The organism is Methylobacterium sp. NPDC080182 (genome assembly GCF_050281105.1).
In the GTDB taxonomy this organism is placed as follows: domain Bacteria; phylum Pseudomonadota; class Alphaproteobacteria; order Rhizobiales; family Beijerinckiaceae; genus Methylobacterium.
This window is the reverse complement of sequence record NZ_JBNNWO010000003.1, coordinates 157204-170705: the sequence shown is the minus strand read 5'-3', so window position 1 is coordinate 170705 and position 13502 is coordinate 157204. Positions and strand designations below refer to the sequence as shown.

Here is a 13502-nt window from a genome sequence, read left to right as displayed (position 1 = left end):
CGTTTTGGGCATCAAGACGCCTGTGCGGCGGTCACGGATGCGACGTGTTGTGAACGTCGGTGCGACAAGCGACAAGCTACGACCCGTAGAGTTCGGCCCGGTTCGCGAGGGGACCGCGCTTACTCTGTCGCGCCGAACACGCCCATCAGCGATGCGAGGCCCTCTGATTCGGGGGCGACCATGAAGCATCCCGACGAGCCGGACCTATGGCTGGAGGCGCAAGATGAGCCGGACGCGTTGGAGTGGGCCACGAACGCAGGCGCGAAACGCCAGCTCGCTACGGGATTGCCCCCTTCGTGTGCGATCGAGACCAGCCCCCGCGCGATCGGTTCGCAAGAGGGCGGTTGCGCAAGCGGACGTTCCGCGTCCGACCCGTGCCAGTCGTAGAGACAGCGACCGGTGCTTCCCGGAAGCAGCCGTCCTTGGCTTTCTGCCAATTCCGGCTTGGGCCGGTGAGACGACCCTCATGGAAGCGGCAGACGCGAGCCAAGAGCATCGAGAAGGATGCGGAGACCATCGAGCGCCACGTCAGCGGATGCTTGGCCGAGTTGCGCGTTAACGGCCGCCCCGTCCAGGGCCAGTGTGGCGGCCCAGGCTATGTCGGTGTTATCCCGCGCACTCGACGGCAGTAACGCCGCGATGGCATCCCGGACCTCATGCTTGTGCTGCGCCGCGATGCTGGTGATTGGCAGGTCGATCCCGCCAACTTCTGCGACCGTGTTGGCGAAGGCACAGCCCCGGAACTCGACGAGGCCGAACCAGGTTCGCGCTGCGTCAAGCACGGGACCCAGGGGAGCCTTCAGGCGCTCTGCCTCAGACTGCGTGGCGCAAGACGACGACAGGGCCTCCCGGAACCATCCCATCCAGGCCGCGTGCCGCCGCTCCAGATAGGCCCGGATCAGGTCGTCCTTGGAGGGGAAGTGCCGGTAGAACGTTACCTTCGTCACCCCTGCCTCCGCGATGATCCGGTCTATACCGGTGGCGCGGATACCCTGCCGATAGAACAGATCCTGTGCCGTCCGCAGGATGCGTTCTCGCGCTGGGATGGGGGCCGAGGGGATTGGGTCCGATGCCATCCCTACCGTGTAGACAGGCCGTCCTACATAGGCCAGTGTAGACAAGTCTGTCTACAAGAGGTCGCCGTGATGCCCGCTCTGCCTTCAGTCCTTCCCATCTCTCGGTGGGGATCGGCCTCGACCCTCTCCACCATCGGCCTCTTCGCCTTCGTCGTAGCGGCCTGGAGCCTCAACTGGGTTGTCATGAAGGTCGCCGTGCAGGAGGTCACACCGCTTTGGGCGGTCGCCCTCCGCACTGCGCTGGCCACTATAGTCCTGTTCCCATGCCTGTTTGCGGCCGGACAGCTCGTGTTACCACCCCGGGCCGACCTGCCGGTCATCCTCGTGATCGCGCTTTTTCACATGGTGGCCTTCGCGGGCCTCATGACGGCAGGGCTGGTCTTTGTTCCGGCGAGCCGCGCCATCGTGCTGGGCTACACCACCCCGCTCTGGGTCGCGCCCGCCGCCTTCCTCTGTCTCGGCGAGCGCGTGTCTGCGAGGCAAGCAATGGGCATCGCGGTCGGCATCGTCGGCTTACTGGTGCTCTTCAAGCCGGGGAGCTTCGCGTGGGGGGATGAGGCGGTCCTTCTCGGCAACGGCTTGGTGATCCTTGCCGCACTCTGCTGGTCGGTCAGTATCGTCTACACCCGGGCCCATCGCTGGACAGCGACGCCGCTCCAACTCATGCCCTGGCAATGCCTGCTCGCGACGATCGTCCTCGTGATCCTAGCGCTCTCGGTCGAGGGGGCACCGCCGCCGCGGATCGGCACACCCGCGCTGCTGGCGCTCACCTACAACGGCGTCATCGGAACAGCGCTCGGCTACTGGGCCATGACGGTGGTGAGCCGGCGGGTGCCGGCCACCACTGCGTCTCTCGGCGTCCTCGCGACGCCCGTGCTGGGAATCGGTCTGTCGGCTGTCATCCTGGCCGAAGGGCTCGATCCGCAACTTGTCATCTCGGCGCTCACCATCCTGCTTGGGATCGCGCTCGGTGCGAAGGGAGAGGGATGAGCCGGCGGCTACCATGCTAGGCGATGGTGGATCTATTCAGCAAAAACCACCCAACGCAGCCTTACCGACAACCGTGACAGCGTCCGGAAAGCAGTCCGCCGCCAGAAGCGGAATGCTCAGCGAACACTACGGCTTGCTATCCTGGGGCGCGACGGCCTCTAGTGCACCCATCTGCATATGACCTCGCCGATCAACATGCAGCACAGCATCCATGACCCGAATTTTAGGCTCCGCGCCGTATCGTTCGCGAATAACCGTTACGTAATCCGGGCCATGCCATCGGCGCTGGGCGACGATATCCTTCCAGACATAGACACCGCCACCAAGCCCAGTAGCTTGATCGAAGGTATAGTACTTCTCAATCAGATCAGGACAGTCTGCCCAGACCGGGGCTGACTGCTGATAGAGGAGAAGTGCTCCAGCTAGATCCGTACCCGGACGAAGCGCAAACTCAACGATCTCGACGACCATAGTATCCTCTCCACTATTTTTTCTGATTAGAAGTTCGTTTCACCAAGCAGATCGGCCATTCCACCTTCGCTCGACGCGTGCACGAAACTACGCGTGCTGATGCCGATATTCCTGCGTCAGACCACCGTAGCCATAGGCGCTAGCCCGGCAGTCGACAATGTGTACGTTCGAATGTGCATGAACATTGCCGATAAGTTCAGAAAGCAAATGGAAAGCGTCATGCTGAAAGCAAGCCTTCTGAGACTTGGTGTTTGTTTCATCTGTGATCGTCACTTCAAGACGGAATGCATTCTTGCTATGCTCGATCAATGATCGGCTATCGATGAACCACAGTTCATGCGGCACGAATTGAAAGGTGACGACCGTCAACTCGGGACGTTTCTCAAGCACTCGGCTCGTTAGAGCAGTGAGTTGCGGTGCGATGCGGCTAGCAAGGGTTGTGTCAGGCTGACCAGAAATTCGAAGGCTGAGCCCAGGCATGAAAGCCTCCTGCAAAAGTGAGGGTGGAGGCAGAATGAGGGCTTCCATCGCACCGGAAAAGCCGGAAGATGCGATGATATCCATCGGCAAAGTGGGACGATAAGGGTGCGCCCCTTCGATCTTGAGCAATTGCGTTCGTTCGTGGCGGTGGCTGAGGCCGGCAGCTTATCCAGCGCTGCACCCGGCCTTTTCCGCTCGCAATCGGCCCTCAGCGAACAGCTTCGGAAGCTGGAGGAGTTCGCCGGTGTCATCCTGCTGCATAGGGGCAAGAAGGGCGTCCGGCCGACGCCTGCCGGCGAACGGCTGATCGTCCATGCACGGGAGATGCTCGCAGCAAGCGATCGCGCCCTCGAAGACATGCGAGGCTTGGACCTGGCCGGAGAGTTGCGCCTAGCCGTCACAGACTATTTTCGACCTACTGCTATTGCCGAAATGCTGAGACGGTTGCGGCGGCGCTACCCGAAGCTTCGATTGCATGTCGCAATCCGCAAGAGCCTGCAAATCGAATGGGAAGCCCAAGACGGCGATTTCGATATCGGACTGTCTATGCGGATCGTGGATGGACGCAGCCTGCGAGAGGGCATTCCGGTTCGGCGAGAGGCGCTGATGTGGGTGGCGGGGCGCGAATTCGAACACGAACCTGAGGACCCCCTTCCCCTACTCAGTCTGCCGCAGGATTGCTCCTTGCAACGCTTCATCCGGCAGGTGCTGGAAACGCACGAGATCCCCTACGTCCTTGCGCATTCGGCATCCGGTGTCGCTGGGCTGCAATCCGCCCTCGTAGCCGGCTTAGGTGTTTCATGCCTGAACGCTTCTGCGGTGCCGAAAGACGCAGGGACATGCCGACCGCTTGACCTCCTTCCATCGTTGCCGGAGGTGGAGTTCAGTTTGCTCCCACCCCGCGTCGGTGAAGCCACGCTGGTGGGAGAGGTGCGAACGATGTTGGTATCGGAGCTTGGTTGAAGCGCCTACTGCGGGTCGTCAGTAGACGAGGCGGCGACGTCCGTTTCTATGCGTTACCGCCCGGAAGCAGACCGGCCGTAAAACCTGAAGATTTTCGGTCGCCGCGAGGCGTACGAAAGTCTTGGATGAACGAACCCGCGGGATGGCGGGCGGGCCTATGGGGATTTGGGCTGGGCGTCGCCCCCAGCGGCGGAGCGACGGCGGGCAAACCTCGCCGGTGGCGTGCTTGGAAGTCCCCGGACTGGAGGGCTCCCAGGGCCTGGCGATGCGCACCGGGGTTCGACGAGCGCGGGTGCCCGGCTCATCCTGACGTTCGGCACAGGGTGAGGCATGCCCCGGGGCGCGGGTCCTCGGGTGGTTGGCGGCGTCAGGACATGCCGGGTCATGGCGAACCTGCCCGGTGCGAGGTGGAGCGGAACGGCGGCCCACGGGGCTGATACCAGCCCGCGAAGGACCCGACGATCGTCATGGGAGCGCCGCAGCAGGGGCAAGGGGGCCGGGCCTTGGCAGGACTCTCCTGCGGATCCGGTGCGTCGGCGGTGGGTCGAGGCGGCGCCGAGGATGGTGCGGATCTGGGCCAGACCGACCTTCCGGTTCGAGCCTGTGAGGAAGCCGTAGTGCCGGATGCGGTGGAAGCCGCGCGGCAGGACATGGAGCAGGAAGCGCCGGATGAACTCCGCGGCCGCCTGGGTCATGACCTGCGCCCGTCCGGCTTCGTCGCGCCGATAGTCCTTGACGCGGAAGCTGACGCTCGCCCCGTCGAAGGCGAGGATGCGGCGGCTGGAGATGGCGACGCGGTGGGTGTAGCGCGCCAGATAGGCGAGCACGGCCTTCGGTCCGGCAAAGGGCGGCTTGGCGTAGACCACCCAGCGCTTCCGGCGCACCGGGGCGAGCGCGCGGGCGAAGGCCCTGGGATCCGAGAGTGGGGCCAGGGGGCCGAAGAAGGCGAGCGCCCCGGCCGCGTGGAGCGCGGCGAGCCCTTTGAGGAACAGGCGGCGGAACAGCAGGCTCAGCACCCGCACCGGCAGGAGGAAGCCAGGGCGCGCGGCGATCCAGCGGGTCCCGTCCGGGGAGAGGCCGCCGCCGGGGACGATCATGTGGACATGGGGATGGTGGGTCATGGCCGAACCCCAGGTGTGGAGCACGGCGGTCAGCCCGATGCGGGCGCCCAGGTGCCTTGGGTCGGCGGCGATCCGCATCATGGTGGTGCTCGCCGCCCGGAACAGCAGGTCGTAGACGGCGGCCTTGTTGTGGAAGGCGATGGCGGCGATCTCGGCCGGCAGGGTGAAGACGACGTGGAAGTAGCCGACCGGCAGGAGGTCGGCCTCGCGCGCGGCGAGCCAGTCGCGGGCGGCCGCGCCCTGGCACCGGGGGCAATGCCGGTTGCGACAGGAGTTGTAGGCGACGCGCAGGTGGCCGCACGCGTCGCAGCCCTCGACATGGTCGCCGAGGCTGGCGGTGCGGCAGCGCTCGATCGCCGCCATCACCTTCAGCGTATCCAGGCTCAGATGCCCGGCCTGCTCGGCGCGATAGGCCGGACCGGCGGCGCGGAAGACGTCGGCCAACTCGATCGCGGCGGCCATCGTGGCGGTCATCGGATGGCTCCGCTCGAAGGAAGGGAGCCGGGATCATCCGCCTGAGCTGGGCGACGTTCAATCGGCGCAGGGCGTTCGGGTCAATCCGCCGACCTCAACACGGCTCCCCTCCCGCGCGAGCGGGTTCGTTCAACCACCCACAGCGGTCCTACGGCTTCCGACCCAACGCCGCCGCCCGGACCACCTTCTCTGCCTCTCCAAAGCGGCCGTCGTCTGCCCTCCAGGTAAATCGGTCCGGGGACCTGAGCCACCGGCCCGGCGATGACGGCTGGCAGGTAGAAGGACGAGCTCCAGGTGATGATCTCGATCACGCCCAGGGCGCTGATGATCGTCAGGCGGCTCCGACCACCCGCATCAGATCTTACGAGGAGCGGTCTTCAGCGCCGCGTTCCGATTGGCGCCGCGCTCGTACCAACCCTGGCTCCGGTTCACGATCCAGACCACGGTCAGCATCACTGGCACCTCGATCAGAACGCCGACCACCGTCGCCAGTGCCGCGCCCGAGTGGAACCCGAACAGGCTGATCGCCGCCGCCACCGCCAGCTCGAAGAAGTTCGACGCGCCGATCAGCGCCGAGGGACCGGCCACGCAGTGCTGCTCGCCGGCGATGCGGTTCAACAGGTAGGCGAGCCCGGCGTTGAAGTAGACCTGGATGAGGATCGGCACCGCCAGCAGGGCGATCACCAGCGGCTGCGCGATGATCTGCTCGCCCTGGAAGCCGAACAGCAGGACGAGCGTGGCCAGGAGCGCCACCAGCGACACCGGCCCGAGCGCTTTCAGGAGACGATCGAGCGCCGCTTGCCCGCCCGACGCCAGGAGCGATCGCCGCACCAGCTGCGCTACGATCACCGGGAGGACGATGTAGAGCACCACCGAGAGCACCAGCGTGCTCCAGGGGACGGTGATCGCGGACAGGCCGAGCAGCAGGCCGACGATGGGGGCGAAGGCCACCACCATGATCGTGTCGTTGAGCGCCACTTGGCTGAGCGTGAAATGCGGCTCGCCCTTCGTCAGGTTCGACCACACGAACACCATCGCGGTGCACGGCGCCGCCGCCAGGATGATCAGGCCGGCGATGTAGCTGTCGATCTGGTCCGCTGGCAGGTAGGGCCTGAAGAGCCAGCCCACGAACAACCAGCCCAGCACCGCCATCGAGAACGGCTTCACCGCCCAGTTCACCAGGAGCGTCACGCCGATCCCGCGCCAATGCCGGCCGACCTGACCCAGCGCCGCGAAGTCGATCTTGAGCAGCATGGGAATGACCATGAGCCAGATCAGCACCGCCACCGGCAGGTTCACCTGGGCGATCTCGGCCGAGCCGATCGCCTGGAAGGTGCCCGGCATGACGTGCCCGAGAGCCACGCCGGCCAAGATGCAGAGGGCCACCCAGACGGTGAGGTAGCGTTCAAACGTCGACATCGGCGCTCCTCAGGCGGTGGCGACGCGGCGGCCGTGCTCGTCGACCACGCGCTCCCCATCCTCCTTCACGAACTCGCCCTGCTGCGCCGGCAGCAGATCCAGCACGGCTTCCGACGGCCGGCACAGGCGCACGCCCCTGGGGCTCACCACCAGCGGCCGGTTCATCAGGATCGGATGCGCCTCGATCGCATCGAGCAGCTGCTCGTCGGTCAGTGCCGGATCGCCCAGGCCCAGTTCGGCGTAGGGCGTACCCTTCTCTCGCAGCGCCTCGCGCACCGTGAGGCCGGCGCGGCTCATTAGCTGCTTGACCAGCGCCCGGTTTGGCGGGGTCTTCAGGTACTCGATGACGGGCGGCTCGATACCGGTGTTGCGGATCATCGTCAAGGTGTTGCGGGACGTGCCGCAGTCGGAGTCGTGGTAGATTACCACGTCGAACGTCTCAGGCATGACCGGCCTCCGTCAGGGGGGTGCAGCAGCTCGACAGCGAGGCGACGGCCGGCGTGCAGACCTCCGGGCGCCCCTGGCAGCAGTCCTTCATTAGGAAGGCGATGAGGCCCGAGAGCGCCGGGTAGGCCGCGCTGTAGATGATCGACCGGCCCTCGCGCCGTGCCTGGATCAGACCGGCGTGGTCCAGCTCCTTCAGGTGGAAGGACACGGTGGAGGCGGACACGCCCACCTCGCCGGCCAGAGCCCCAGAGGCCACACCTTCTGGTCCGGCCTGGACAAGCAGCCGCACGATCTGCAGCCGGGTCTCCTGGGCGAGGGCAGCGAAGGCATTCAACGCTTGACGCTCGTCCATCATGCGATAATCCTACGATTGTTTGAATGAGGAGTAGCACCCATGCTGGACGCTGCCAAGATCGATGTGGCGGTGCCGCCTCGTAGGACCGCCGACGACATTCAGATCGGCGTCCTGCTCGCCACCTGCGACGAGCATCCGTCGATCCCCCTCGTGTTCGTCTACGACGGTCACGCCGTGCGCCCCGGCTACCACGTCACCGAGGTGAAAGCGGGCCAGTTCGCCGCCCTCGACTGCGGCGGCAACCCCGAGTCGTGGTCGGAGATCTTCATCCAGCTCTGGGACGTGATCGACGGCGACCGTACCCACATGACGGCGGGCAAGTTCGCGGCGATCATCCGCAAGGTGTCGGAGCACGTCGGCCTCGATCCCGCCGCGCGGCTTACCTTCGAGGTCAGCGACGGCGTGGTGCCGATGCAGCTCCACTGCGCCGATACCCCCGAGCTGATCGACGACGTCCTCCAGGTCGCGCTCTCGCCGCGCGCTGCGAGTTGCAAGCCGCGCGATCGCTGGCTTGAGGCAAAGCGAACGGAGAAGGCATGCTGCAACTAAACGGCCGCTACTCCTTCAGTTCTGGGCATTGCCGGAGCACAGCTTGAACTTCCGAAATGGGTTGGGAGCGGGCGCGGCGATGACGTCCGCTCTTTTCTGTTGCCGCTCGAAACCAGACTGGCGGAAATCCACCCCGAGCAGCCATTCCGAATGCGACCCAACTCTGTCGCACGCGCGCATCGAAGCATTTCCCGGAAGCAGATGGGGTGGATGGCTCCCGCTCCGACTGACGGCATCTCGGTGCCAAGATGTGGTCGCTGTCGAAGCAGCAGCCACGCAGATGCAGGAGCCATCCCCATGGAGATCACCACCGTCGGCATCGATCTGGCCAAGAGCATCTTTCAGGTTCACGCCGTCGATGCAGCTGGGCACGTCGTCGTGCGCAAGGCCTTGAGGCGGGCGCAGGTCGTGCCGTTCTTCGCCAGGCTGCCGCGATGCCTGGTCGGCATGGAGGCGTGCGGCACGGCGCACCACTGGGCCCGGGAACTCATAAAGCTCGGCCACGACGTGCGGCTGATGCCGCCGGCTTACGTGAAGCCGTACGTCAAGCGTGGCAAGACCGATGCGAACGACGCCGCCGCCATCTGCGAGGCGGTGACGCGTCCCAGCATGCGCTTCGTGCCGGTGAAGGCGACCGAGCAGCAGGCGGCGCTGGCGCTGCACCGGACGCGCGACCTGCTGGTCAAGCAACGCACGCAGCTGGTGAACATGATCCGCGGCCTGCTCGCCGAGTTCGGGATCGAGATGGCGCGGGGCCTGCGGCACGCGCTCGAACTGGCGTCCCGGCTCTCGGCCGGAGACGCGGCCGAGGTGCCGCCGTTAGCCCAGCGCGTGGTGACCGGGTTGGCCGATCAGATCGGTGCCTTGCAGATCCAGCTCACCCGACTGGAGAAGGAGTTGCTCGCCTGGCATCGGGACAGCGACCTGTCGCAGCGCCTGGCGACGATCCCGGGTATCGGCATCGTGTCGGCAACCGCGTTGGCCGCCTCGGTGAGCGAGCCCGAGCGCTTCCGCTCCGGTCGGCAGTTCGCGGCCTCGTTAGGGCTGACGCCGCTTCAGAACTGCAGCGGCGGCAAGGAGCGCCTGGGCAGGATCTCGCGCATGGGCGACCGCTACCTGCGCCGCCTGCTCGTGGTCGGCATGACCTCTCTGATCCGACGCGCGAAGACGACACCGACCTCGGTCGACCCGCGGCTGCCGACGCTACTGCAGCGCAAGCCGGTGCGCGTGGTGACCGTTGCGGCGGCCAATCGCACGGCGCGGGTCGCCTGGGCAATCATGACCCGCGGCGGCACCTACCGCGCACCAGCGGCCGCGGCCGCCTGACAGCACGGCGAGGAGACCTTTTCCAGGTTGCGAGGACGATGAGAGTTGATGGCGAACCGGTCAGACCGGGAGCCGGGACACCCCGCCGGCTGTCCAGGGCGTCATAGCCCGCGAAGCAGAGTGGGACCCAGCTCGCGGATACCATCAGGGCCAGCGGTCAACATGAACGACTGCATCGACAGGCCGGACACAAGACTGCACCCGACCCACGCGTCAGAAGCTCAATTCGCCACTTGCAATGCGGGAGCCATCCACACAGGACGTTCAAGTGCATGAGCCAGAAGCGACTCCTCCGGCATCAGTGCGCCGGCGACCGCTTCTTCTTTTTGCGTTTGCTCACCTTCAACACCACGTCCGCGTTGTCCTCAGCAATGCGCTCAGCCAACGCAAAGTCATGAAGCTCCGCGGTGGCTCCCGCTGAAGCAGCCGGCGCTTCCGTCACAGCGTAAAACGCCGCGCGAACGATCTCCTTCTTACTCGCGTCCGGGTGCCGTTCACGGATGGCAGAACGGATCGCCTTCGGTCTCATCCCCGGCGCGGCGATCTCCTTCAGCGTGTCTGCAATCTCTCTGATCGATGCCATACCGCTTACCTGCACCTCACCCGTTCGGTTGGACCACAAACCCGTCGGCCGATGCGACGTTCCGATGACACGGCCACACAGCCAGCTCCTTACGCGAGACGCGTTGTTCACGCGAGCGTGAGGCCTTGCCGAACCGCCACGTTCTTCCTGAGACCAGAACGCACTTGGGGGGCGCTTGCGATACGGCGCGCCCCTCCTTTATCTGCCACTGTCACGAAGGTAGGCCAGATGAAGTCCGTCACAATCCTCGGCGCGTCCGGGTCAATCGGCACCAATGCCTTGGCCTTCCTCCGCCAGCACCGAGAGGACTTCACGTTGAAGGCCGCCTCTTTCGCGCGCTCATGGGAAGCCGGAGTCGCCATCTATCGCGAGTTCACGCCCGAAACCGTTGCCTTCACCGATGAGACGGCTGCGAAGGCATTCCACGATGCCGTAGGTGGCCAGTGCCAAGTGATCAGCGGTCCAAGAGCCACGGCTGAGATTGCTTCCGTGCCCACGGATGTCGTCCTGGCCTCCATCTCGGGATCGGCCGGTTTGCCGTCAGTGATAGCCGCCGTGAAAGCGGGAAACCAAGTGGCGCTCGCCAACAAGGAAGCCCTCGTCTGCGGCGGGACCAAGCTGCTCGCTTTGGCGGAGCGCTACGCGGTCGAGGTCATCCCTGTCGACAGCGAGCACAGCGCAATCTTCCAGTGCATGAAGCTCGGACGCAGAGACGAGTTGAGGCGTATTGTGCTGACCGCCAGCGGCGGACCATTCCGAGATTGGACGAGAGAGCAAATCGCTCGCGCCACACCGAACGAAGCACTGAAGCATCCGAACTGGCAGATGGGTCCAAAGAACTCGCTTGACAGCGCCACGATGGCGAATAAGGGCCTGGAACTCATCGAGGCGTGCTACTTCTACGGTTTGCCTCAGGATCGCGTGACGACGCTCATCAACCCATCGACCCTGCTGCATTCAGCGGTGAGTTTTGTCGACGGGTCCACGATTGGACTCCTGAGCTACAACGACATGAAGAACGCCATTGGGTATGCCTTGGCCTACCCGAAGCGTATGTCCATCGGCATGGACGACCTGGACCTCGGTCAGGTCGGCAAGCTTGAGTTTCGTCCGGTCGACCTAGACCGCTTTCCTTGCCTCTCACTTGCCCGGCAAGCCGTCGACGCGGGATCAGGGGCAACGATGATGTTCAACGCGGCCAACGAGGTTGCTGGCTCCCTCTTCATGGCCGGGCGTATCGACTTCTACGGCATCAGCGACGTCATCGCCGAGGCCTTGGCAGGGGACACGACACGGTTCGATGTCCCATTGGATGACCTAGTGGAAGCCGATCACGCAGCGAAAGCAACTGCGACCATGATCGGCGAAAGGTTCGCTCGGTAGGCTTGACCGGTCGACCGAACCTCCCTCCCGCCCAGAATTACGAGAGGCAACGTCGGTGTCCGCTTCTTCCAACTTTTGACGGGAAGCGGACCGGCCGAAATTCACCCTGAGCGGCCCTCCCGCTTGCGACCCTAAGCGGTCGTCTGGAAGGATATTGATGAACTCCGAAAGCGGCCGTGCGACAGCTTCGACGCTGCGCACCGCTCCAGCCTGGGGCTGGATTAAAAATCATCAACTTATTGTGTTGCGGAGTCCGGTATTGAACGCAATTGCGCAATGAACCGTAAACAAATATTTTATATAATCGACGACTGTTGCATCTTTATTTTACTTGCAGGCCATGATGATGTCAGTTGTCACTTTACTGATGGCCCCGATATCTTGTTTTATTATTGGGCTTATATTGGGCTATCTGCGCGGATTTCAACAGCGGTACTTCCGCTTGCGAATGCACGGAATGCTTGTCATAATTTTAGTCGGATTTGCTGTTTTTGCCTACGCGCAACAGGAGCCTATATTATTCATATTGCCGGCTGGAATAATTATATTAAACTACATTGCTTTGGTTTCGAGCATGCTCATAGGTAGTTTGATCGGCTACAAGACAAAGCGTCTTCCATCTTGGATTGTTCGGTAAGAAGCAGCGACACGACCTTCAAAAGGTTCATCCGTGCGGAGTTTGGTCGCTTTAATGTATTGAATGCGTCGAAGCGACCGAACAGACAACCAATTCAAGAGCTAGTTTCGCTTACGACCCAAAACAGCCGCCTGAACTACTATCTGCACCTCTCGAAAGCACACCCGAGCAGGACGGTAGCCATTGTCGCTTCGAAGCGGGAAGGAGCCACTTCAGGTGCTATGATAGCAAGACAGTTGTTATTGGAGCACCTAAAGTGAGCGGCCACATATTATTTAATTGCACTTGTGCTTTGCTGGGCGCAGTGATTCTGATCAATGGAGTGAAATCTCGCTCCTTTCATAGCATGGGCGGAAAATATTTCAGACAGACAGCACCAATTAGGTATTGGATCTTGTTTGCCATATACATTGCATTAACGCTATGGGCAATATTAAAAGCCCTGAAATGAGCTTGAAAGAAGCTGTGAAAGTAAAAACCAGCGCTAAGTATGTTTGGGTATTCCGTCGTCAGGAGCAGACCAACTCAACAGCGCCCTCCTAAGAATTTCCGCTTTCTCTTAAGTCAGCCAATTCCGAGGAGGCGAGATCGCAGGAAACGCCACCCGCCGCCGACCTTTATATACACCTGAGCTTCAACGCCTAGCCCAGCAGGATGACGGCCAATCCTGCCATCCAGGCGAAACCGGCCATCGAGAGCAAGGTGGGTCACGACCACGACAGCTTTGGTCCGAGCCTGATTAAAGGCCGGGTAGCTGAAGAGCGTGCGATCAATCAGCATCCGTGGCTCGGAACTACGCTCAAACTCCGCGATGCGCTCGGCCGTGTAGCTCTTCAATTCGCCATCCGTGCAGAATGCAGTCGCGTCTGCCTGTTGGTCAGGATCGACAATTGTGCGGAAGTCACCTGTTAGGGTCGGCGAGGTGAGCCCCACCTCGGCATGAACAACTCGCGTGCTGTCGGCGTCGAGCGTAGTTCGATCCCAATCCGTGGCATATCGACAACGTGCAGGTGCTGCCTCCTTGGCGATCACAACCCTGAAAAGCTTCTGTGCCTCTCGATCGTGGCTCGATAGATTAATGCGCGCCTGCGCATAAGCTGGAAGGCAACTTATCGCGTAGGCGACGGCCGTCGCAATGAGAGACGCACGGATGAACGAAGCTGTCATTCAGGGTGGCCTATCACTGCAACCGGTTTGAGGGTGACTACCTCCGCCCCGAGTTCCACTC

The 13502-nt window shown here is 63.1% G+C and carries 13 protein-coding genes and 1 pseudogene; 5 read left to right on the top strand and 9 right to left on the bottom strand.

From position 1 onward, the window contains the following. Positions 1 to 464: 464 nt before the first annotated feature. A complete protein-coding gene (locus ACQKQD_RS06870) occupies positions 465 to 1076 on the bottom strand; it encodes a TetR/AcrR family transcriptional regulator (protein WP_427507906.1) in 612 nt (203 codons plus the stop codon). Between the two features lie 69 nt (positions 1077 to 1145). On the opposite strand from ACQKQD_RS06870, the gene ACQKQD_RS06865 reads away from it, so the two are divergent. Further along, a complete protein-coding gene (locus ACQKQD_RS06865; RefSeq protein ID WP_427508092.1) occupies positions 1146 to 2066 on the top strand; it encodes a DMT family transporter in 921 nt (306 codons plus the stop codon). A 126-nt stretch (positions 2067 to 2192) separates the two neighbouring features. Here ACQKQD_RS06865 and ACQKQD_RS06860 read toward each other — a convergent pair whose 3' ends face one another. Together ACQKQD_RS06860 and ACQKQD_RS06855 are read right to left on the bottom strand one after the other, a co-directional pair. Then, positions 2193 to 2537, bottom strand: coding sequence for a hypothetical protein (locus ACQKQD_RS06860; protein ID WP_427507905.1), 345 nt, complete (start codon positions 2535 to 2537; stop codon positions 2193 to 2195). An 87-nt stretch (positions 2538 to 2624) separates the two neighbouring features. After that, a complete protein-coding gene (locus tag ACQKQD_RS06855; RefSeq protein WP_427507904.1) occupies positions 2625 to 3146 on the bottom strand; it encodes a tautomerase family protein in 522 nt (173 codons plus the stop codon). Between ACQKQD_RS06855 and ACQKQD_RS06850 the strand changes: the two genes are divergently transcribed. Next, positions 3123 to 3980 (top strand): LysR family transcriptional regulator, encoded by an 858-nt coding sequence (locus tag ACQKQD_RS06850; RefSeq protein WP_427507903.1) that lies wholly within the window; start codon positions 3123 to 3125, stop codon positions 3978 to 3980. The two genes, ACQKQD_RS06855 and ACQKQD_RS06850, sit on opposite strands and share 24 nt — an antisense overlap. A gap of 382 nt (positions 3981 to 4362) precedes the next feature. Here the strand turns inward: ACQKQD_RS06850 and ACQKQD_RS06845 are convergent. The 4 genes and pseudogenes from ACQKQD_RS06845 to ACQKQD_RS06830 form a co-directional block, all read right to left on the bottom strand. Further along, positions 4363 to 5563: pseudogene (locus ACQKQD_RS06845) on the bottom strand (IS91 family transposase). Positions 5564 to 5929: 366 nt separating this feature from the next. Then, the gene (gene arsB, locus ACQKQD_RS06840; RefSeq protein ID WP_427507902.1) at positions 5930 to 6994 is read right to left on the bottom strand and encodes an ACR3 family arsenite efflux transporter; all 1065 of its coding nucleotides are present in this window, start codon (positions 6992 to 6994) and stop codon (positions 5930 to 5932) included. Between the two features lie 9 nt (positions 6995 to 7003). Then, positions 7004 to 7441 carry an arsenate reductase (glutaredoxin) gene (gene arsC / locus ACQKQD_RS06835; RefSeq protein ID WP_427507901.1) on the bottom strand — a complete coding sequence of 146 codons (438 nt, stop codon included), beginning with the start codon at positions 7439 to 7441 and terminating at the stop codon, positions 7004 to 7006. Further along, entirely contained in the window at positions 7434 to 7793 is a 360-nt protein-coding gene (locus tag ACQKQD_RS06830) for an ArsR/SmtB family transcription factor (RefSeq protein ID WP_427508091.1), read from the bottom strand. Before ACQKQD_RS06830 ends, arsC begins: the two co-directional genes overlap by 8 nt. 42 nt (positions 7794 to 7835) lie before the next feature. Here ACQKQD_RS06830 and ACQKQD_RS06825 point away from each other — a divergent pair, with 42 nt between their 5' ends. Further along, the gene (locus ACQKQD_RS06825; RefSeq protein ID WP_427507900.1) at positions 7836 to 8345 is read left to right on the top strand and encodes a DUF6428 family protein; all 510 of its coding nucleotides are present in this window, start codon (positions 7836 to 7838) and stop codon (positions 8343 to 8345) included. A gap of 297 nt (positions 8346 to 8642) precedes the next feature. Further along, on the top strand, positions 8643 to 9671 hold the full coding sequence (locus ACQKQD_RS06820) for an IS110 family transposase (protein ID WP_427507899.1): 1029 nt from the start codon (positions 8643 to 8645) through the stop codon (positions 9669 to 9671). 298 nt (positions 9672 to 9969) lie between these two features. Here ACQKQD_RS06820 and ACQKQD_RS06815 read toward each other — a convergent pair whose 3' ends face one another. Next, positions 9970 to 10254 (bottom strand): hypothetical protein, encoded by a 285-nt coding sequence (locus tag ACQKQD_RS06815; protein WP_427507898.1) that lies wholly within the window; start codon positions 10252 to 10254, stop codon positions 9970 to 9972. A 228-nt stretch (positions 10255 to 10482) separates the two neighbouring features. Between ACQKQD_RS06815 and dxr the strand changes: the two genes are divergently transcribed. Continuing rightward, the gene (dxr, locus tag ACQKQD_RS06810) at positions 10483 to 11637 is read left to right on the top strand and encodes a 1-deoxy-D-xylulose-5-phosphate reductoisomerase (RefSeq protein ID WP_427507897.1); all 1155 of its coding nucleotides are present in this window, start codon (positions 10483 to 10485) and stop codon (positions 11635 to 11637) included. A 1201-nt stretch (positions 11638 to 12838) separates the two neighbouring features. Here dxr and ACQKQD_RS06805 read toward each other — a convergent pair. Then, positions 12839 to 13441 (bottom strand): hypothetical protein, encoded by a 603-nt coding sequence (locus ACQKQD_RS06805; RefSeq protein ID WP_427507896.1) that lies wholly within the window; start codon positions 13439 to 13441, stop codon positions 12839 to 12841. Positions 13442 to 13502 lie beyond the last annotated feature (61 nt).